At 67.1% G+C, this 21080-nt stretch carries 12 protein-coding genes and 1 pseudogene; 7 read left to right on the forward strand and 6 right to left on the reverse strand.

Annotation, left to right across the window (positions count from 1 at the left end):
* Positions 1-222 precede the first annotated feature (222 nt).
* Positions 223-6390 carry a YadA-like family protein gene (locus WS69_RS31915; RefSeq protein WP_442854920.1) on the forward strand — a complete coding sequence of 2056 codons (6168 nt, stop codon included), beginning with the start codon at positions 223-225 and terminating at the stop codon, positions 6388-6390.
* Between the two features lie 163 nt (positions 6391-6553).
* On the forward strand, positions 6554-7216 hold the full coding sequence (locus WS69_RS22620) for an OmpA family protein (protein ID WP_059472892.1): 663 nt from the start codon (positions 6554-6556) through the stop codon (positions 7214-7216).
* A gap of 153 nt (positions 7217-7369) precedes the next feature.
* On the opposite strand, the gene WS69_RS22625 is transcribed toward WS69_RS22620, so the two are convergent.
* Positions 7370-8251, reverse strand: coding sequence for an IclR family transcriptional regulator (locus WS69_RS22625; protein ID WP_082716375.1), 882 nt, complete (start codon positions 8249-8251; stop codon positions 7370-7372).
* Between the two features lie 174 nt (positions 8252-8425).
* Here WS69_RS22625 and WS69_RS22630 point away from each other — a divergent pair, with 174 nt between their 5' ends.
* From WS69_RS22630 to WS69_RS22640, 3 genes are all read left to right on the forward strand, one after another.
* Positions 8426-10774, forward strand: coding sequence for a cytochrome P450/oxidoreductase (locus WS69_RS22630; RefSeq protein WP_059472894.1), 2349 nt, complete (start codon positions 8426-8428; stop codon positions 10772-10774).
* A gap of 60 nt (positions 10775-10834) precedes the next feature.
* Positions 10835-12202 carry an MFS transporter gene (locus WS69_RS22635; protein WP_059472895.1) on the forward strand — a complete coding sequence of 456 codons (1368 nt, stop codon included), beginning with the start codon at positions 10835-10837 and terminating at the stop codon, positions 12200-12202.
* A gap of 630 nt (positions 12203-12832) precedes the next feature.
* Entirely contained in the window at positions 12833-13834 is a 1002-nt protein-coding gene (locus WS69_RS22640) for a patatin-like phospholipase family protein (RefSeq protein ID WP_059472896.1), read from the forward strand.
* A gap of 220 nt (positions 13835-14054) precedes the next feature.
* On the opposite strand, the pseudogene WS69_RS22645 reads toward WS69_RS22640, so the two are convergent.
* The 3 genes and pseudogenes from WS69_RS22645 to WS69_RS22660 form a co-directional block, all read right to left on the reverse strand.
* Positions 14055-14477, reverse strand: a pseudogene (locus tag WS69_RS22645) (RICIN domain-containing protein); the annotation flags it as partial.
* Between the two features lie 415 nt (positions 14478-14892).
* Entirely contained in the window at positions 14893-15123 is a 231-nt protein-coding gene (locus WS69_RS22655) for a hypothetical protein (RefSeq protein WP_059472899.1), read from the reverse strand.
* A gap of 251 nt (positions 15124-15374) precedes the next feature.
* Positions 15375-16175 carry a hypothetical protein gene (locus tag WS69_RS22660; protein WP_059472942.1) on the reverse strand — a complete coding sequence of 267 codons (801 nt, stop codon included), beginning with the start codon at positions 16173-16175 and terminating at the stop codon, positions 15375-15377.
* A gap of 79 nt (positions 16176-16254) precedes the next feature.
* Between WS69_RS22660 and WS69_RS31925 the strand changes: the two genes are divergently transcribed.
* Complete coding sequence (locus WS69_RS31925) at positions 16255-16596, forward strand: DNA-binding protein (protein WP_082716391.1); 342 nt, start codon at positions 16255-16257, stop codon at positions 16594-16596.
* Positions 16597-17171: 575 nt separating this feature from the next.
* Here the strand turns inward: WS69_RS31925 and WS69_RS22670 are convergent.
* Together WS69_RS22670 and speB are read right to left on the reverse strand one after the other, a co-directional pair.
* On the reverse strand, positions 17172-18575 hold the full coding sequence (locus WS69_RS22670) for a hypothetical protein (protein WP_059472900.1): 1404 nt from the start codon (positions 18573-18575) through the stop codon (positions 17172-17174).
* Between the two features lie 414 nt (positions 18576-18989).
* Positions 18990-19943 (reverse strand): agmatinase, encoded by a 954-nt coding sequence (gene speB / locus WS69_RS22675; RefSeq protein ID WP_059472943.1) that lies wholly within the window; start codon positions 19941-19943, stop codon positions 18990-18992.
* A gap of 152 nt (positions 19944-20095) precedes the next feature.
* On the opposite strand from speB, the gene WS69_RS22680 reads away from it, so the two are divergent.
* The gene (locus WS69_RS22680) at positions 20096-21010 is read left to right on the forward strand and encodes a LysR family transcriptional regulator (protein ID WP_059472901.1); all 915 of its coding nucleotides are present in this window, start codon (positions 20096-20098) and stop codon (positions 21008-21010) included.
* Positions 21011-21080 lie beyond the last annotated feature (70 nt).

The raw sequence follows: 21080 nt of genomic DNA on the forward strand, positions 1-21080 counted from the left end.
CCGGCGACGGCCATTGCGCGTCGTGGCCGACGAGCGCGCCGACCGCACGCCCATGGACGTGTTTCGCGAGAAACGTGCGGTGCTATTCCGAAGGATATTTAGTAAGCCGAAATCTATGAGGCGGAGCGAGACTGGCGTGGATGGAACAGGATGAACCGTCTTCGCTTGCCGGCGCGTTCGCTGTTGTGTCATCCAGCACATCAGAAGCGAGGGGAAACAGAGATGAACAAGTCGTTCAAGTCGATCTGGAACGAAGCATTGGGGACCTGGGTTGCCGCGTCCGAACTCGATCGTGCGCGCGGGAAGCGAGTTTCGTCGTCGAGAAGCGCGGCGGCGGATGATGCGGAGGTTGGCGAGTCGAGCAGCGAGAAAGCCCGCTGGAGTACGCCGCCAAGGAGCCTGGTCGTGCTGCTGCTGATTGGTGTGGGGGGATGGGATGCGCAGGCGCAGGCGCAAGTGAACTGCTCTACGGCACCCTACAACTTCTACAATGGCAGCGTGACGTGCGTGGGTTATCAGTCCATAGCCAATGGAGCCGGGGCGATGGCGCTTGGCTACCAGGCCAATGCCACGGGACTTTACACGGTCGCACTCAGCCAGGGTGCAGCGGCCACGGGCCAGGGTTCGATGGCGCTGGGCGCCGGCACGGTCTCGAACAACATCAATTCGGTGGCGCTGGGAGTCAGTGCCAGCGCTACGGCGGCCGGCGCCAGCGCGTTGGGCACCTTCGCCGTTGCCTCGGGGGGGAACTCCACTGCTCTCGGCGTCAGTTCCACCGCGTTGGCAGCGTATTCGTTGGCGGCCGGCTGGGGGAGCAGCGCCGGTGGGCAGAACGCGGTTGCTGTCGGCTTTCAGTCCATTGCCAGCGGTCTCAATTCCATTTACATGGGCGCGCGCAGTGCCGCTGGCACTGGATCGACTGGACTATCGTCCATTGGCATTGGCACTGACGTTGCCTCTACCGGCGACTATGCCACGGCCGTCGGTTTCCAGACGGTGGCGAGCGGGCCCGAAGCCGTCGCGATGGGTTATGGGGCCAACGGCTCCGGGCAGCATACCGCCGCCATCGGCTTCCAGGCCATCGCCAGCGGTCTCAACTCTGTATATCTTGGGGCGCGCACGGTCGCGGGCACGGGCGCAACGGCGCCGGGGGCGATTGCTGTCGGCACTGACGTAACTTCATCCGGTCCCTCTTCGTTGGCAGCGGGAACGGTGGCTGCCGCCACGGCGCAGAATGCGGTGGCATTGGGGGCGGGCGCTGCCGCCGTCGGCGTGAGCGCGCTCGGCATGATGAACGGCTCTAGCGCCAGCGGCGCAAACTCGATAGCGCTGGGTGGGGCGGATTCCGTCGCGGAAGGCGGTTCATCCGCACCGGCGGCTGCGGCGGGCGCCGCAGCGTCAGGCATTCGCGCCATTGCTATCGGCACCGGCGCCCGCTCCGCTGGTTCCTCGTCCATTGCGATAGGCGACTCGGCTCTGACGGGGGGCAATACCAATGCCATCGCTATGGGCACGAATGCAACGGCGTCAGGGAGCAGCGCTATCGCGTTGGGTAGCCAGACGGTTGCGAGCAATGGCGATGCGACGGCTGTTGGCTTCAAGTCGCAAGCTCTCGCGGGATCGAGCGTGGCCATTGGCGACAGCAACATGGTGGCGGCGACGGCCGGCACCGGCTCCATTGCCGGCGGCCATAACTCCCAAGTGCTCGGCGGTACCGGCGCAGTCGCGCTGGGTGAAGGGCAAACGGTGAGCGGCAATGGTGCGGTTGCAATCGGCGATCCAAGCACCGCGATCGGCACCGGCGCGGTGACGGCCGGTTCGAACAACACCGCCAACGGCAACGGCGCAGTCGCGATCGGCAATTCGAACAACGCGCAGGGGCAGGGCTCGATTGCGCTCGGCAACACGTCGACGGCGGCGGCGGCCGGCGCCGTCGCGTTCGGTTCGTCGGCGGTTGCGAACAATGCGGGCGATGTCGCACTGGGCTCCGGATCATCGACGGCCGCACCGAATCCCACGGCGAGCGCGACCATCGGCGGCGTCACGTACAGTTTTCAGGGAACGAATCCGACGAGTGTCGTGAGCGTCGGTGCGTCCGGCAGCGAGCGACAGATCACCAACGTGGCGGCCGGGCGCATCAGTTCGGCAAGCACGGATGCGATCAACGGCTCGCAATTGAATGCGACCAATCTTGCGATCGACTCGTTGTCGACGTCGACATCGGCGGGCTTCAGTTCTCTGTCGACCGGTCTCGTGTCGATCGGTAGTTCGGTGGCGTCGCTGTCGACATCGACGTCGACGGGTATCGCTTCGCTGTCCACCGGCTTGAGCTCTACCGACAGTTCGGTGGCGTCGCTGTCCACGTCGACGTCGACCGGCCTTTCATCGGCGACCAGCTCGATCACGTCGCTGTCCACGTCGACCTCGACGGGCATCGCTTCGCTGTCCACCGGCCTCGGCACGGTCGTCAACACAACGAACAATCTCGGCAACGGCACAGCTTCGGCACTCGGCGGAGGCGCGACCTACAATCCGACGGCCGGCTCGATCTCTGCGCCGTCGTATACGACGTACAACGCGAACGGCACGACGACGATCAACAACAATGTCGGGTCGGTGATTGACAACATCAATTCGCAGGGCATCAAGTACTTCCACGCCAATTCCACCGCAACCGACAGCCAAGCGACCGGCGCCGAAAGCGTCGCGATCGGTCCGTTCGCGGTCGCGAGCGGCGCGAGCAGCCTGGCCGCCGGAAACGGTGCGCAGGCCGCGGCGGCGAACGCGCTGGCGCTCGGTGCGCAGTCGAACGTGTCGGTCGCGGGCGGCGTCGCGATCGGTTCGGGCTCGGTGTCGGATCGGGCCGTTCTGTCGGGCGTCGGTTCGATCGCGGTCGGCAGTCACGCGATCCCGTTCAACACGTCCGATCGGACCTTGCTCGGCGCGGTTTCGTTCGGCGATGCAAGCGGCAACACCTATCGCCAGTTGACCAACGTTGCTGACGGCACACAGGCTCAGGACGCGGTGACCGTGCGTCAGCTGGCGGGCGCGCTCGCGTCGTTCGCGGTAACGGGCCAGAAATATTTCCATGCGAATTCGACGCAGACAGATTCGCTCGCCGTCGGAACGGATTCTGTCGCCGTCGGCCCGTCGACCGTCGTGAATGGTGACAACGGCGTGGGCATCGGACACGGCGCGATCGTCGATTCGACGGCGCCCGGCGGCATGGCGATCGGCCAGAGCGCGAGCTCGGCGCAGGCGGATGCGATCGCGTTCGGCAGCGGTGCGACGGCCGCCGGCGCGCAGTCGATCGCGCAAGGCGCGAATGCGAGTGCGCTGAATGCGGGCGGCGTCGCGCTCGGTTCGGGCGCGCAGAGTAGCGCGATCAACGCGCTGGCACTCGGCGCAGGCGCGAGCGCCACGTCGGCGAACAGCGTCGCGCTCGGCGCGGGCAGCACGGCGGCATCGCCGCACACGGGTGCGACCGCGCTTTATGCCGGGACCGCGGCCGGCCCGGCGACGGCGGCCAATGGCGTCGTGTCGATCGGCGCCCCCGGCCGGGAACGACAACTGCAGAACGTCGCGGCGGGCGTGATCTCGTCGGCGAGCACCGACGCGGTCAACGGCTCGCAGCTGTTCTCCGTCGTCTCGGGCGTCGATACGCTCGGCAACAGCGTCGCGGCCGGCCTCGGCGGCGGCAGCACGTACAACAGCGCGACGGGCGCCGTGACGACCAGCCTCAACTACGCGGGCAACACGTACAACTCTGTCCAGAATGCGCTGGATGCGATCGGTGGAGGCGGGACGACCGCAGGCGTCAAGTATTTCCACGCCAATTCGACAGGCGCCGACAGCCGGCCGTTCGGCGCCGACAGTGTGGCGATCGGCACGAACGCGGTCGCGAACCACGCGGGCGACGTTGCGCTGGGCGCCAATTCGACGACCACGACGGTAACGCAGACGTCCGGCGCGACGATCGGCGGCACGGCCTACAGCTTCGCGGGCACGACGCCCACGAGCGCCGTGAGCGTGGGTGCGCCGGGCGCGGAACGGCAGATCCAGAACGTTGCGGCCGGCCAACTGAATTCGGGCAGCACCGACGCGGTCAACGGTTCGCAGCTTTATGCGACGAACCAGCAGGTCGATGCGAACACCACGGCGATCAGCAACATGACGAACGGCGGCGGGATCAAGTATTTCCACGCGAACTCGACGGCGCCGGACAGCCAGGCGACGGGCGCGGACAGCGTTGCGATCGGCGGCAACGCGCAGGCGACGACCGCGAATTCGGTTGCGCTAGGCGCCAATTCGACGACGAACGCCAATCTGGGGCTGGCCGCTTTCAACCCCGGCACGGGAACGGTGGCGGGTGCGACGCCGGCCGGTGAAGTGTCGGTCGGTTCCGCCGGGGTCGAGCGGCGCATCACGAACGTGGCGGCCGGCGCGGCGCCGACCGATGCGGTGAACGTCAGCCAGTTGCAGGCGGTGAGTTCGCAGCTCAACCAGGTGCAGAACGATGCGCTGTTGTGGGATCCGGCGGCGAACGGCGGCGCCGGCGCGTTCAGTGCCGCGCACGGCGGCAGCGGTTCGAACACGATCACGAACGTCGCGGCGGCCACGCTGAGTCCGGCGAGCACGGACGCGGTCAATGGCTCGCAACTGTATGCGACCAACCAGAACGTGACCAACGTGACCAATGCCGTCAACGACATCCGGAACGGCGGGGGCATCAAGTACTTCCACGCGAATTCCACTGCGGCCGACAGCCAGGCCATCGGCACGGACAGCGTCGCGATCGGTCCGCTGGCGATAGCAAGCGGTACCGGCAGCCTCGCGGCCGGCAACGGTGCGCAGGCGCAGGTCGCCAATGCGCTGGCGCTCGGTGCGCAGTCGAACGTGTCGGTCGCGGGCGGCGTCGCGATCGGTTCGGGCTCGGTGTCGGATCGGGCCGTTCTGTCGGGCGTCGGTTCGATCGCGGTCGGCAGTCACGCGATTCCGTTCAACACGTCGGACCGTGCGCTGCTCGGCGCGGTTTCGTTCGGCGATGCGAGCGGCAATACCTATCGCCAACTGACCAACGTCGCCGACGGCACGCAGGCGCAAGACGCTGTCACCGTCCGGCAGCTCGCCGGTGCGCTGTCGTCGTTCGCGGTCACTGGACAGAAGTACTTCCATGCGAACTCGCTGCAGGCCGACTCGCTGGCTGTCGGCGTGGAGTCGGTCGCGGTGGGGCCGACGACCGTGGTCAACGGCGACAACGGAATCGGCATGGGCAATGGCGCGATCGTCGACGCGACCGCACCAGGAGGAATCGCGATCGGGCAGAGCGCGAGCTCGGCTCAGGCGGACGCGATCGCGCTTGGCAGCGGTTCGATTGCGGCAGGCGCGCAATCGATCGCGCAAGGCGCGAATGCAACCGCACTCAACGCGGGCGGCATCGCGTACGGTTCGGGCGCGCACAGCAGCGCGATCGACGCGGTCGCGCTGGGTGCCGGCGCAAGCGCGACGTTCGCGAACAGCGTCGCACTCGGCGCCGGTTCGCTGACGACGGTCGGCGCGCTGAACAACTACATCGCGTACGGGCTCGGTTCGCCGCAGTCGTCGGCGGGCGAAGTCAACGTCGGCAACCGGCAGATCACCGGGCTGGCCGCAGGACGCGTCGGCAGCGATGCCGTCAACGTGTCGCAGCTCGATGCGGTCGCCAGTCAGCTGACGACGCTGATCAACCAGCGGACGACGACTACCGGCGGGTCGTTCACGTCCAACCTGTCCGGGACGAACGGCGCGCCGGCGCCGAGCGGCACGAACGCGTCCGCAGGCGGCATGGGGGCCGTGGCATCGGGCGCGAACAGCACGGCGGTCGGCAACAGCTCGCAGGCGGCGGGCAACGGGTCGACCGCGATCGGCGTCGGCGCGACGGCAAGCGGCAGCAACTCGGTCGCGCTCGGCACCGGCAGCAACGACGGCGGGCGCGCGGGTGTGCTGTCGGTGGGCTCCGCGAACTCGGCGCGGCAGGTCGCCAATGTCGCGGCGGGCACCGAAGGCAACGATGCGGTCAACGTCAATCAGCTGAACGCCGTCTCGACCGCGCTGTCGACGTCGGTGAACAACCTGGGCAACCAGGTCAACCAGATGCAGCAGCAGATCCAGCAGACGGATTCGATGGCGCGCGAGGGGATCGCCGCCACGGCCGCGATGGCGTCGATTCCGCACATGGACCGCGATTCCAACTTCGCGATGGGGATCGGCACGGCGACCTTCGCCGGTCAGAAGGCGATGGCCGTCGGGATGCAGGCCCGCATTACGGAGAACATCAAGGCGACACTGAACGGCGGTTTCAGCGGAAGCCAGCGAGTCGTGGGCGCGGGCATGCTGTACCAGTGGAAGTAACGGAGAGGCCGGGCAACTCGTACGGGTGCCCGGCTTCGCGAGTCCGTCCGGTTAGTCGCGCTGCATCGGCACGAACGGCGCTCGCGGCCTCGACGATTGCGCGCGAAGCCGGCGCACGACTGCGCGGCTTCGCTTCTCTACACGGCTTTTCCGGAGCAATACAGTGAACAAATTTCATCTCGTCCCGATCCTGTCCGCCCTGTTTCTCACCGCGTGCTCGAGCGCCTCTGGTCCGACGTTCAACGCGTATGAACTGCAGCCAAGGGACGGCGTCAGCACGTATCAGGTCGACTGCCACGGGATCTTTTCGAGCCAGGCGACGTGCATGAAGGTCGCGCGGCGCCAATGCGGCGACCAGCCGGTTCGCACGGTCGACTCGACGCGGCCGCTGCGTGATCGCGCCGATCCACGCACGCTCGTATTCCAATGTGGGGCACCCGCCGCGCCGACGCCCGCGCCTGTTGCGGCGCCGCCGGCGGCTGCCGAAAGCGTGCATCTGTCGGGCGATGCGTTTTTTGCGACCGGCTCGGCGACGCTGGCTCCCGCCGCTCGCGCGAGGCTCGACGAACTGCTGAATCGGCAGGCCGGCAAGTACTTCTCGCGCGTGACCGTCACCGGCTTCACGGACGCGGTCGGTTCCGACGCATCAAATCTGCAGCTCTCGCAGCAACGCGCGGACGCCGTGACCCGTTATCTTCGCGATCGCGGGCTGCAGGCCGATACGCTCGTGTCGATCGGACGCGGCAAGGCCGATCCGGTCGCGTCGAATTCGACGGCCGAAGGGCGAGCCAACAACCGGCGCGTCGATATCGTGCTGCAGCGCTAACTGAGCGGCGTTTCCGTCGCCCGCTGCCGGTGTTCGAACGCCAACGAGGACTTTGCAGCCGAAGTCGACGCGACTTCCGATTGAGGGTAACGGTGCCGACGAACGCTTGCGCGTATTTGCAGCGCAATGCTCGATCAGCGCGGCGACGCGTCGCTACGTAGCCGGCCGATAGCCGAGCACCGCGCTCGTCGCGTCGGCTTCGCGCCGCAGCGCGGCCGCGGCTTCTCCGTCGAGCGACGCATCGAACGCCCCGGTCGCGCCGAGCACGGTCAGCGCCGCGCATACGTGCCCCGTGTAATCGCGGAGCGGCGCGGACACCGCGCTGATGCCCTTCAGATTCGTATCGCGCACCGCCGCGCAACCGGCCGCTCGCACGGCGCGACGCAGCGCGCCGATCGGATCTCGCGTGTCCAGTTGCGCGCGCAGCGCGTCGGGCGCCGTCGCGAACTCGGCCTGGGCCATCGCATCGATCGTCGAATCGTCGAGCAGGCCGAGAAACAGCCGGCCAGTCGCGGACCCGAGCAGCGATAGCACCGAACCCGCACGCACGTTGACGATCACGGGCAGCCCCGGCTCCTCGATGCGCAGGATCGTCGGCCCGCGGTTGCCCATCACGGCGACGAAGCACGTCAGCTCGAGCGCCTCGCGCAGCCGCACGAGCGCGGGCTCCGCCGCGCGGATCGGTTCGGCCTGGCGCATCGCGGCAACGCCGATCAGCAGCGCCTCGGTGCCGAGGCAGTACTGCTGCGTGCCGCGATCCTGCGACACGAAGCCTTCTTCGATCAGGCTCGCCAGATAGCGGTGCACTTTCGCCGGACTTTCGTCGATGTGCATCGCGAGGGCCGTCAGCGTCGCGCGTCCGCCGAGCCGCGCGAGTCCCTTGAGCACCGCCATGCCTGTCGCGGCCGCCTGCACGCGCTGCCGCCGTTCGCGCGGCGCGGGCGCTGAGCGGGGCGGCGGAGTCGGCGCGGGCGCATGGTGCGCACGGGTGCGGGTTGCCTTCGCGGGCTTCGGGGTAGGGGCCTTTTTTGTCATCAGCGCGATTGTAGAGCGTGTCGTAGCGGTCAGGCGGCGATCTGGCGGCGGCCGGCAGGCGCTGCTCGAGCGGCGTGACTACGATGGGAATGCGATGCAGGTTAACCCCGATCATTGATTTACGCAATGCGGACTAGAGTTACGCAAAACGTAATTGCCAATTGGAGAACTGCCATGACGAACGTCGCGTCCACGCCGGCTTCGCATGCCGCGCAGTGTCCGTTCCATTCCGCTTCGCCTGGCGCCGCCGCGCATCCGGCTGGTTGTCCGGCGAGCGCCGGGGCGGCCGCGTTCGATCCGTTCGACGACGCGTATCAGCAGGATCCGCCCGAATACGTGCGCTGGGCGCGCGAACAGGAGCCGGTGTTCTACAGCCCGAAGCTCGGCTACTGGGTCGTCGCGCGCTACGACGACATCAAGGCGATCTTCCGCGACAACCGGACCTTCAGCCCGTCGATCGCGCTCGAGAAGATCACGCCGACCGGAGCGGAAGCGAATGCGGTGCTCGCGTCGTACGGCTATGCGATGAATCGCACGCTCGTCAACGAGGACGAGCCCGCGCACACGGCGCGGCGGCGCTTGCTGATCGAGCCGTTCACGCCCGACGCGCTGCGCGCGCACGAGCCGATGGTGCGGCGGCTCGCGCGTGAATACGTCGACCGCTTCGTCGACGACGGACGCGCGGACCTCGTCGACCAGATGCTGTGGGAGGTGCCGCTCACGGTCGCGCTGCATTTCCTCGGTGTTCCCGAAGAAGACATGGATACGCTGCGCCGATATTCGATCGCGCACACCGTCAACACGTGGGGCCGGCCGCGGCCGGAAGAGCAGGTCGCGGTCGCGCATGCGGTCGGGCAGTTCTGGCAGTACGCTGGTCAGGTGCTCGACAGGATGCGCGAGGATCCGTCGGGACCCGGCTGGATGCAGTTCGGCATCCGCATGCAGCGCGAGCATCCGGACATCGTCACTGATTCGTACCTGCATTCGATGATGATGGCGGGCATCGTCGCCGCGCACGAGACCACCGCGAACGCGACCGCGAATGCGCTGAAGCTGTTGCTGCAGCACCCGCAAGCATGGCGCGAGCTCTGCGAAGATGCTTCGCTGATTCCGAATGCGGTCGACGAATGCCTGCGCCACAACGGTTCGATCGCCGCGTGGCGACGGCTCGCGACCTGCGATACGACGGTCGGCGGCGTCGCGATTCCGGCGGGCGCGAAGCTGCTGATCGTCACGTCGTCGGCGAATCGCGACGAACGCCGCTTCGCCGATCCGGATCTGTTCGACATCCACCGCGACAACCCGGCCGATCACCTGACGTTCGGGTATGGCTCGCATCAATGCATGGGCAAGCATCTCGCGCGCATGGAGATGCAGATATTCATCGACGAACTGACGCGCCGCCTGCCGCACATGCGGCTCGCCGAACAGCGCTTCACTTACGTGCCGAACACATCGTTTCGCGGTCCGGAGCATATTTGGGTCGAATGGGATCCGGCCGAAAATCCGGAGCGGCTGCGCGCGGATGTCCGACGCTTCGCGCTGACCGTGCGGATCGGCGAATCGAACGCGCGCAGCACGGGGCGCGCGTTGCGAGTCGACAGCGTGACGCCCGTGGCCGAGCGCATTCTGCGCGTGCGTCTCGTCGTGCCAGACGGTGCGCCGTTGCCGCGCTGGGGCGCGGGCGCGCACATCGACGTCGAATGCGGCGACACCGGTCTTTCCCGGCAGTATTCGCTGTGCGGCGATCCGGCCGAGCGCGGCGCGTACGAGATCGCCGTGCTGCGCGAGCCGGCGAGTCGCGGCGGTTCCGCATGGATGCACGAGCGCTTGCAGTCCGGCATGCGCGTGAAGATTCGCGGGCCGCGCAACCATTTCCCGCTCGACGAACGCGCGAGCCGCGCGATCCTGATCGCGGGCGGCATCGGCATCACGCCGATCGGCGCGATCGCGCGGGAAGCGCGCGCACGCGGCGTCGATTACGCGCTGCATTACAGCGGACGCAGCCGCTGTACGATGGCGTTCGTCGACGAGCTCGCCGCGCTGCACGGCGATCGGCTGCATTTGCACGTATCGGACGAATGCACGCGCCACGATTTCGCCGCGCTCGACGTCGCGCCCGGCACGCAGGTCTATGCATGCGGGCCGGCGCGGATGCTCGATGCGCTCGCCGTGTGCGCGCCGCGCTGGCCCGCGCACGCGCTGCGCGTCGAGCATTTCGCGGCCGGCGCGCCGCGCTTCGATCCGGCCGCCGGGCAGTCGTTCGAAGTCGAGTTGAAGGATTCGGGCGTCACGCTGACGGTGCCGGCGAACCGGACGCTGCTCGCGACGCTGCGCGCGGCGAACGTCGACGTGCAGAGCGATTGCGAGGAAGGACTGTGCGGCTCGTGCGAAGTGCGCGTGCTGGCAGGCGAAGTCGATCATCGCGACAGCGTGCTGAGCACGGGCGAGCGCGCGGCTAACACGCGGATGATGGCGTGCTGTTCGCGCGCGAAGCGCGGGCGGCTCGTGCTCGAGCTGTAGCGCCTGTCCGTCCCTCGACACCAGGCGGACAACGACGGAGACAAGACAAGGAGACAACGGATGAATACGCGAGTGGACGTGCGGGAGATGCTAGACAACAGCCGCTTCGGCGCGCATCAATGGGCGATCGTCGCGCTGTGCGCGGCGTGCCTTGTGATGGACGGATTCGACGTGCAGGCGATGGGATACGTCGCGCCGGTCGTGATCCGTGAATGGGGGATCGCGAAGGAGACGCTGTCGCCCGTGTTCGGCGCCGGATTATTCGGAATGCTGATCGGCTCGCTCGTGTTCAGCGCGCTCGCCGACAAGATCGGCCGGCGTCCGGTGCTGATCGGCGCGACGCTGTTCTTTTCCGTCTGCATGATCGCGACCGGCTTCGCGCAGTCGATCGCGCAACTGATCGGCTGGCGCTTCGCGGCCGGCCTCGGGCTCGGCTGCATCATGCCGAATGCGATGGCGCTCGCCGGAGAATACAGCCCGCGACGCATTCGCGTGTCGCTGATGATGATCGTGTCGTGCGGCTTCACGGTCGGCGGCGTGGTCGGCGGGCTCATCACCGCCGCGCTGATTCCGCACGTCGGCTGGCGAGCCGTGTTTTTCGTCGGCGGCGCGATTCCGCTCGCGATCGGCTTGCTGATGTTCGTCGCGTTGCCGGAGTCGATCCAGTTCCTGCTGTTTCGCGACGGCGGCGCGGCGCGTGCACGCCGGCAGCTCGAGCGCATCGTGCCCGCGGCGTCGCTGCCGCATGATGCGATGCTCGTCGGCGTCGAATCGAATCGCGCGGGGATGCCGTTCGTCGCGCTGTTCCAGGACGGCCGCGCGCGCATCACGCTGCTGTTGTGGCTCGTCAATTTCGCGAACCTGCTCGACATGTACTTCCTGTCGAACTGGCTGCCGACGGTCATGCGCGACGCCGGCTATTCGACGTCGACCGCCGTGCTCGCCGGCACCGCGCTATGGGCGGGCGGCGTGATCGGCACGCTCGCGCTCGGCCGCATCATCGACCGGATCGGCTTCACGACCGTGCTCGCGACGACGTTCCTGCTCGCGATCGTCGCGATCGCGTCGATCGGGCATCCGCTCGTGCTGGCGTCGCTCGTCGCGGTGTTCGCGGCGATCTTCCTGACCGGGTTCTCGATCATCGGCGGACAGCCCGCGCTCAATGCGCTCGCGGCGGTCTACTATCCGACTTCGCTGCGCTCGACCGGGATCGGCTGGAGCCTCGGCGTCGGGCGGATCGGCTCCGTCGTCGGCCCGGTGCTCGGCGGCGCGCTGATGCATCTGCAGTGGTCGTCGTCGTCGCTGTTTCTCGCGGCGGCGGCGCCGGCGTGCGTGTCGATGGCGGGGATCGTCGCGATCGCGCGTTTGGGCTTCGTCGGCGCGGGCGCCGCAACCGGTGCGCGACGCGCGGCCGCCGCGAGCGACTGACGCGGAGCCGGCGGCAGGCGTCGTGAAGACGCGGTCACAGGGGTTGACCGGGCTGCGATGTCGATGCGCCGGCAGGGCGCGGACGGTTCGCGACGAACGGCGGGCGCGATGGCCGCACGTCGCCGCGAATCCCGGCCGGCCGGTCGATCGTGCGCGCGTCGTCGAAGCGCGACGCGCGTGACGCATGCATGTTTGTTGCATCCCGGCCTGGTCAAAGCGGCTCGCACATCCTAATTTAAAAGTGCGCATCGAGTCGCCGCATGGCGCGATGTTCGTCGCTATCGGAACGGAACGGGGAAAGCCGCGAGGGACGCCGGCAGAAGACGCGGTGACCGGTTGCCGAGGCCGCTTGCGAACGGCCGGTTTCGCACGATCGGGTGCGAAGGCATCGTTGCGGAGAAATCGAAAACGACTGGCCGGTCCGAAGGGAATGCCGAACCGAATTGATGCTGCGATGGAAACGGACATGTGGCATCGGACGCGGCACGCGACACACTCGACACACTCGACACACTCGACGCGGGAACACAGAACTGACGTCACACGTGATCCACTCACGGATGCACCGAGCGACAAGGCGTTTTCCCGACAGAACGCTCGCATCCGCATCACCAGCCGAGGAGAACCGCGATGACCTTCAAGATTCTTAGTTGCGACGGTGGCGGCATCAGGGGATTGATCACTGCCTTGCTCATTCAGGATCTCGATCGGCGCAGCGGGATCATCGCGAAGGCAGACGGCTTCGCCGGCACGTCGACGGGCGGCTTGCTGTCGCTGGCGCTTGCGCGCGGCGTGTCGATTTCGCAAGTCGTCGACATCTACAGGAATCGGGGCGCGGAAATATTTCAGGAAAACCGGGCGTGGCGCGAGCAGAAGGTCGCAATCGAAACGGACGCCGCGACCTTCGCCGCATTCGCCGGGCCGGGACTCGTGGCGTGCCAGTACGTCAACACGGGGCTCAAGCACATCGCGCAGGAACTGCTCGGCGGCGGCGATCTGACCGAGCTGCGTCGACTGATCGTCGTCAATTCGGCACGCTTGTGGGATCCGGCCATGCAAAGCTGGTCCGCTTGCACGTTCTCGAACGCGAGCGGCAATGCATATCGCCATGTCGGCCTCGTCGACGCGGCGCTCGCGACGTCGGCCGCGCCTTCCTATTTCCCGCCGTACGAAGTTCCGTCGCTCGGCTACTTTGCGGACGGCGGCGTGTTCGCGAACAATCCGTCGATGACCGCCGTCTCCGAAGCGCTGGCGAGCGGCCTCGGCGGCAATCTCGGAAACTTGCGCGTGCTGTCGCTCGGCACCGGCGTCAGTCCGGCGGGCATCCGTCCGAGCGCGGTCGGCGATCCGCTCGAATGGGGCGTGACGACCTGGTTCTGGCCGTTCGAGCGCCATGATGTGCCGGCCTCCGCGTTGCTCGGATTGACGTTCGATGCGACCGCCATGCTGGCGACGCAGCAAGCGCAGCAATTGCTGGGCGCAGGCTACCAGCGCGGCGATTTCGTGCTCGGCGAAACCGTCGAACTCGACGACTGGCGCAACGCGCCCTTGCTGGAGAGCGAAACGATCGCGTACATGAGGACCTCCGAGTGGGAGCGCGTTTGCCAGTGGGTGGACGCGAATTGGCGTTGACGGCATGCGCGGCTTGCGGTGGCGCCGTCGCAGGCGGCTCCGATCACGGATCGCGGATCGCGGGCATCGCTGACGAACGAGGTTTTCCGCAGCCGATCCGGCAAGCCGAAGGAATGGCGGCGGACGTGTTGCCGCCGCGTTGCCCGATCGTGCTCGAATGAAGCGGCGGTCGCCCGATTGTCGGCTGGCCGGGCCGCAAGACCGATCGGCATGCGCCGCATGTTTGCGTCGTCTTGCCGCCGACGCCGTTCTGGAAGCCGAACTGCTGATCCGCGGACCACATCACGAGCTTGCCGTTCGGCGTGTTCGCGATGCCGGTCGGATTGACGGGCAGCGGAATCACCGGACTCCACGCGGACGGCAGCGTGACCGGGAACGACTGCGGCAGGCCGAGCGAGAACGGGGCGTTGAGCGCATTCGCGTCCTGGCACGGATACTGGATGAGCGGCGCGCCCGGCGACAGCGAGCCGCCGCTCACGTTCAGGCACAGGCCGCTCGCGACCGAGCTGCCCGGCACGTTCAGGCACAGGCCGCTGCCCTGCAGCACGATGTGATGGCGATTGCCGACGGGGACGAACGACCGCGTCGTATCGCCTTGGCCGGAGCACGACGTCTGAACGACCCCCGCGCCCGACGCGGTCGATCTGATCGTCTCCGACATGCGGATGCCGAACATGAGCGGCGCGGAATTTCTCGCGCGGGCGCGCGAGCTTCGTCCCGACGCGATGCGCAACCGCTGCGCTCGAGCGGCGCGACATCGACCGGCTGACGTCGCGAATCGTGCGGCCGTCATGTTCGACGAGATGTCATCCGACGAACGGCGCGTGCGCTTCGCTGCGTTGCCGTTTGGGTGGAGTCGGCGCTTGCATCGAATGCTTCTTCATCATTCGATGATTCGCCGTTCGTGACACGATTCGCCGTCGCGCCACATCGCGTCGCCTTGCCGATCGACGGCGGCCGAGAGGTGGATGGCGTGACGAATCGATGTCACGGAAGAAGGGATGCGGTTTTTTTTCGACAGATCGGCGCGCTGCGCGTCGTTCGAACGTGAAGCGGACTCAGTTGCGTTTGCGTGCGCGCATGCGGACCGCCGAATCGAACAGCGCCTGAGCCCGCGCGAGCTCATCCAGTGCGCGATCGAGCCGCGACACTGCCGCCGCGTATTCGACGCTCGACGTCGTGTCCTCCGCGTCACCGCGAACGGCGCGAAAGGCGAGATCGACGTTGCGCGTCGCCTCGAAAAAACGCTGCGCGGCCTGGGCTTCCCGTGAATGCGGGATGGTCGACATGGACGTTTCTCCTCTGTTGCCAAACATGACAGGCCGATGGCAAGCGTTCGCATCGCGCGACGCGCACCGGCGTGAACCACTGAATGCAACTGCATCGGCCGCCGCGCGCGACGCTTCGTGCCGATTCTCTGCGTCTCGATCGAGCCGCCGTGGCCGGATTGCAACACGCGACTGGCGCGTGCGAAGCGGCGTGAGCCTTCGCGTGCTGCCGGGCGTCGCGCGTCCGGTTGCGCACTCAGGCGCTCGATCCGTTACCACGCATGGTTCGCATGCGCGTGTGAAGCATGGCCGAACGGCGTGAGGGATTCGACGGGCGGCAAATCGAACAGATCCCGCGTGAACCCGCGCGCCTGCTCGGCGGCGGGCTGGCTGCGCAGACGCGCGACCTGCTCGACGAACGTGTCGAAATCGCCGTCGCGCGTCGCCTTCATGACTTCCGCGAGATCGCGCGCTTTCAGCACGCTCGGCTGCGTGAGCCGTACGAAGTACGGCGCTTCGAGCTCGATCGACAGCGCGAGCGGATAGTGCTTGCCGGTCTGCCCGGATTCGCGGCTGATGCAATCGACGACCGCCGCGCTTTGCGCGGCGCCGAGCACCTTGCCCGTGCTCACGCTGCGCAGGTGATCAGGATGCACGCGCAGGCGCGTGCCGATGCTGAGCTCGGTCGGCGATGCGCACACGAGCGCGTAGTAATGCTCGCGGCACCGCCCCGAAGGCAGCGTCGCGCGGCTCGTGATGAACGTATGCGGCGGGAGCTGACGCACCTGGCCGCTCGCATCGATCCACGCGTTCCAGAGCAGCGCGTCTTCCTGCTTTCTTTCCGCCTGTCTCGGCTTGCTAGACGCCGGCGAGAACAGCGCGATCAGCGAGCCCGTTCGATGCGCGGCGATCTGCGCGCTGTTGCCGAGTGGCTGGCCGATGCCCCACAGAAACCGCCCGCCTCCCAACCGGCGCTCCCATTCCTTTCTCAGCACGATGGTCGGGAGTGCTTCGCCGGACTCGTTACCGATTTTGGTCCAGCAAAACGTCGGGGGCAGGTGTTTCAGTGTCATCAACTTTCTCGGAATGCGGCCGATCGTCAGATTCGACGATCAATTCATTAGGCATTAATGTATATGTATAATGCATACTATGGAAGCCCCCAAGACACATTTTTCTGTTCAGGACCTGTTGAGCCGATTGTTGGCCGATACCCGCTCGTCCAGCGAAATAGCTAGGCTTTCTGGCGTCAGTCAGCCCACCGTCTCGCGACTGAGGTTGTCGAGCGGGCGTCGGCTGCGCAGGAGCTCGTCATTCAATAAGCTATGCAGTTTCTACGGCGTCGAGACGCGGCAGTCGGGCCGGCTTTCGGCGCCGTACAACGACTTGCTGCGCGAGGCGATCGTCGAAGCGTGGGACGGCACCGAAGAGCACGGGCGCGCGCTGCTCGGCGTGATCAGGGGATTGAAGGAGCTGAGCAGCAAGCCGAGATGACGGCTGTTGCGATGCGCGTTTTCGACGCTGTGCAGGTGCGGCGCACTGTGCGAGGCGTCGCGATTGCGTGCGTTTGCCTTCATGCACGAATCACGTTGCTGATTGCGAGCGAGGAACTTCGTTCGGCGATGTCGGACGTCGCTCGCGTTGCGGCGCACGCGCACGCGATCACGAATGCGAGATCGACATCCGCCGTGCAGAGCGTGAATGGTCGAGGGGAAGGGGCGTGTATTCGTGCGAGCGTCGCCTTCGGCGACGGCAACCGCTCGATGCGGAACTGTGTCGGCGCGCGCCTTGACGACACAGGCCATACGGCGATGCGACGCGCAATGCAATCAACTCGCGCGCGTAGACGCGGAAAGCGGGCCGTCGAGGCGGCGTTCTCGTCAATTGCCTGAGCCGGCGATCGAGCGCGGCGACGAGTGCCGCGCCCGCGTTCGACATCGTACGAAGCGGTCCCTTGTCGATTCGACGACAGGTTCCGCATTGACTGATTCAGCAGGCCGGTCGGCGCGCGACGCGTCGACCGGCTTCATGCAAGGCGGTTCGCTGAAAGCGAGCCGCCTTTTTCGCACTTATTTGCGGCCGAGATAGGTTTCGGTGCAGATATGCGTGAAGCGGGCGATCGATGCGCTCTGATGCAAGTTCCCGTTGTCGAGGTAGGCGACCGCGAACGAATACGGGTTGTAGGTGATCCGCCAATGATCGGAGGGCACTGACATCGTATAGAAGTCGCCGGTCACCGTCCCGCCGCCTTGGCACAGGCCGACTTTCAGATCGACCAGCAGGTTGCCGTTCGCATCGGTATAGCCCGACGTTTCCGTCAACAGCGTGTTGGGGCCGTTCGGTCCCGCGCTATCGTATGCGCGCACCCAGATTCGCTCGCCCGGCGGCAGGCGGACGTTGCCCGTCGAATCCCACGCGGCGACGCCCGGCGTCACGACCCGTGCGACGTTTTCGCCGCCGGTGCGTACCAGATGCGTGATGTTCTCGGTGTCGAGGAAGCGGTAGAAGCCCGCGGTGCCCGCGCCGTCCGACACGCGCAGCGTATAGGCTTGCGCGGCCGGCGCCGTCGTGCCCTTGTCGTAGACTCGGAACATCAGCGTCGCGCCCGCAGGCGACGTGATGTTGTACGACGTCCCCGAAGCCAGCGTCGCCCATGTGTTCGGCGCGGTCTCGAGCTCGGCCGTTTGCGTGCCCGCGCCCTTGAACGTCACGTAGTTCGTCGTTTGCGTCGAAGGCACTTGCACCGCGTAGTAGTCGAAGTCCGCGACCGTATCGAGGTTCGCGTTGATCTGCTGGTTGCCGGACAACTGCGTCGGATGCAGGATCGAATCGTTCGGCTCGTAGCTGTCGTAGCCCGTCGTGCCGAGCACCTGGAACTGGAACGTCGCGTTGCCCGCGCCTTGCTGCGCGCTGACGAGCAGCAGCAGACGCACCGGGCCGTTGGGGATCGCTTCGACGATCTTGTTCGGCGACAGGTCGGCCTGGCTGTCGAGCACTGTCCACGAACTGTCTTCGTTGACCTGCACGAGATGGACGTCGTGCTGTTCGTTCGCGGGCAGGTTCACGACGTACGCGACGATCTTCGTCGCGCTCGGCGCGACGAACTGGAAGCAGTCGGCCTGGCCGGCAGGCGCCGTGGGCGCGTTGTACGCGGCGCCGATCGTCACGTCGGTGCAGTTCGCGACGCTCGGCGCGACGGTCGCGGCGGCCGCGGCGCCGAGCGTCGATTGCCGCGTCGCGCGCGACGCGCGCGCGCCGGCTTGCCGGATCGCGCTGGCGGACAGCGTCGGCAGTGGACGCGGCAGGTTCGGCAGCGACGCGCGACGCGCAGCGAGCTGCTCGCCGATTTTCGTCGGCTCCGCCTTGCTGATGCCGGAAACGTGCGATTGCGCGGTGAGGATCGGGGGTTGCGCCCATGACGAGCTCATCGCCGCCGCGGTCAGCAGCGCTGCCGCGTACTTCAGTGTTTTCATTAAGGGTCTCCTTGCGTGTACGTGAATGCGCTTGACGCGCGGCAATCATCATACGTTTGCTGGAGAAAAAAGGGACGGGAAAGTTTCGGATTCGATGCCGAGATAATGGCCGATGTCGATGCAGTCATTGGATGCAACGGGTGTGCGCCGTCCGGAAAGGCTCGTTCGTCTCGAGCGGGATTGAGAAGGAGCGGGCGAGGCGGCCGACGCCGGCGAACTGCAGGCGCGATTCGGCATGCCGGGAGCGGCGTGGCGAACGCCGGAATGCGGCGGCGGCCCGGCCGAATCCCGATCGATGCGCGCCGTCGGCACGTGGTGTCGCGGCACGCCGCTTCGCGCGTGCCGCGCTGCATTCGCGATTTCGGCGAACGTCCTCGACCGGCCTGGCTTGCCAGTCGGGTCCGCCGCCAGGGATCAGGCGCGCCGCTTCACGCCGGGCAGCACACAGAGCATCTCATATGCAAGATTCGCGCCGAGCAGCGCGGTAGTGCCGAGCGGATCGTACGGCGGCGCGACTTCGACGAGATCGGCGCCGACGATGTCGAGCCCCCACGCGCCGCGCACGATCTCGAGACCCTGCGGCACCGTGAGACCGGCGATTTCCGGCGTGCCCGTGCCCGGCGCGTACGCGGGATCGATGCCGTCGATGTCGAAGCTCAGATAGACGGGGCCGCCCTGTACGCGCGAGCGCACTTCGTCCATCAGCGGCGCGAGCGACCGGTTCCAGCACGCCTCGGCCTGGACGACGCGAAAGCCCTGGCTGCGGCACCAGTCGAAATCCTCGGCCGCATAGCCGGTGCCGCGCAGGCCGATCTGCACGACGCGCTTGCAATCCAGCAAGCCTTCCTCCACGGCCCGGCGAAACGGCGTGCCGTGCGCGATCTTCTCGTCGAACATCGTGTCGTTGACGTCCGCGTGCGCGTCGACGTGAATGAGGCCGACTCGCCCATGCTCGCGATGCATCGCGCGCAGGATCGGCAGCGTGATCGTGTGGTCGCCGCCGAGCGTGACCGGGCGGCAGCCGTGCGCGAGGATCGCGTCGTACGCGGCTTCGATCCGCGCGATCGAGTCGGCGAGGTTGTACGGATTCGTCGCGACGTCGCCGACGTCGGCGACGCGCAGCGAATCGAACGGCGCCGCGCGCGTCGCCATGTTGTACGGGCGCAGCAGCACCGATTCGCTGCGGATCTGGCGCGGGCCGAACCGCGCGCCCGTCCGGTTCGACGTGCCGAGGTCGAACGGCACGCCGACGAAGCAGGCGTCGAGCCTCGCGGCGTTCGCCGCTTGCGGCAGCCGCATCATCGTCGCGATGCCGCCGAAGCGGGGCATCGCGTTGCCGCTTTGCGGCTGGAAATAGTGATCCGGCATCGTCTTGCTCCCATCGTATCGGTTGCGCCGTATCATCCGAATACGACGACAGGCCGTGTTGTACGTCGCCAAAAGTGCGACTTGAATCACGAAGATCCAACGTTCACATTGATGAAATTCCATGTATCGGCGGCGCTTGCCGCGGAGGAAGCATGCTCGGCACCCTGACGGATCTGGACCTCCGGCTGATTCGCGTGTTCGTCGCGGTGGCCGACGCGGGCGGCGTCAGCGTCGCGCAATCGACGCTGAACGTCAGCCAGCCGACGATCAGCACGCAGTTGTCGACGCTCGAGACGCGCGTCGGCTTCCGGTTGTGCGAGCGCGGGCGCAGCGGCTTTCGGCTGACGACGAAGGGCGAGCGCTTCTACGCGCTCGCGAAGAAGCTGTATGCGGCCGTCGACGCGTTCAGCAGCGAAGCGCGGCACATGGACAAGACGCTCGTCGGCACGCTCGCGATCGGCCTCATCGGCCACACGCCGATCAGCGAGAACGCCCGCATCAGCGACGCGATCGCGCGGTTCCGGCAGCGCAACGAAGCCGTGCGCTTCGTGATCTCGGTGCGGCCGCCGGGCGACCTCGCAGAGCGTCTGCTGAGCGGCGACGTGCAGATCGCGATCGGCTATTTCTGGCATCGCGTGCCGACGCTCGAGTACACGCCGCTCTTCGTCGAACGTCAGGTCGCGTACTGCGGGCGCGGCCATCCGCTCTTCAGGCGGGCGGGGCGGCTCGCGCCGTCGAGCGTCGCGGATTTCGAGTGGGCGTGGCGCACCTATCCGCTGCCCGAAGCGGCGTTGTCGACGACGCCCGCGAAAGTCACCGCGCAAGCCGACAACATGGAGGCCGTCGCGCTGCTGATCCTGTCCGGCCATCATCTCGGCTATCTGCCTCGGCATTTCGCGGCGCCTTACGTGAAGCAGGGGCTGCTCAAGGCGCTGAATCCGGGCATGCTGGGCTACGACGTGACGTTCCAGGTGGTTACGCAGCGGCGCGGCCGGCAGGATCCGATCGTGCAGGCGTTTCTCGACGATCTGACTCACGCGCATCGAGGCGGCGCGTCGCGCGCTTGAAGGGGATCGCGCGCGCCGCGGCGTTCACGGGCGGCCGCGCGTTTCGAATGGGCGCGCGCATCGATTTCGC

Origin of the sequence: Burkholderia sp. BDU5, from assembly GCF_001522845.1 — a bacterium.
GTDB classification, from domain to species: domain Bacteria; phylum Pseudomonadota; class Gammaproteobacteria; order Burkholderiales; family Burkholderiaceae; genus Burkholderia; species Burkholderia mayonis.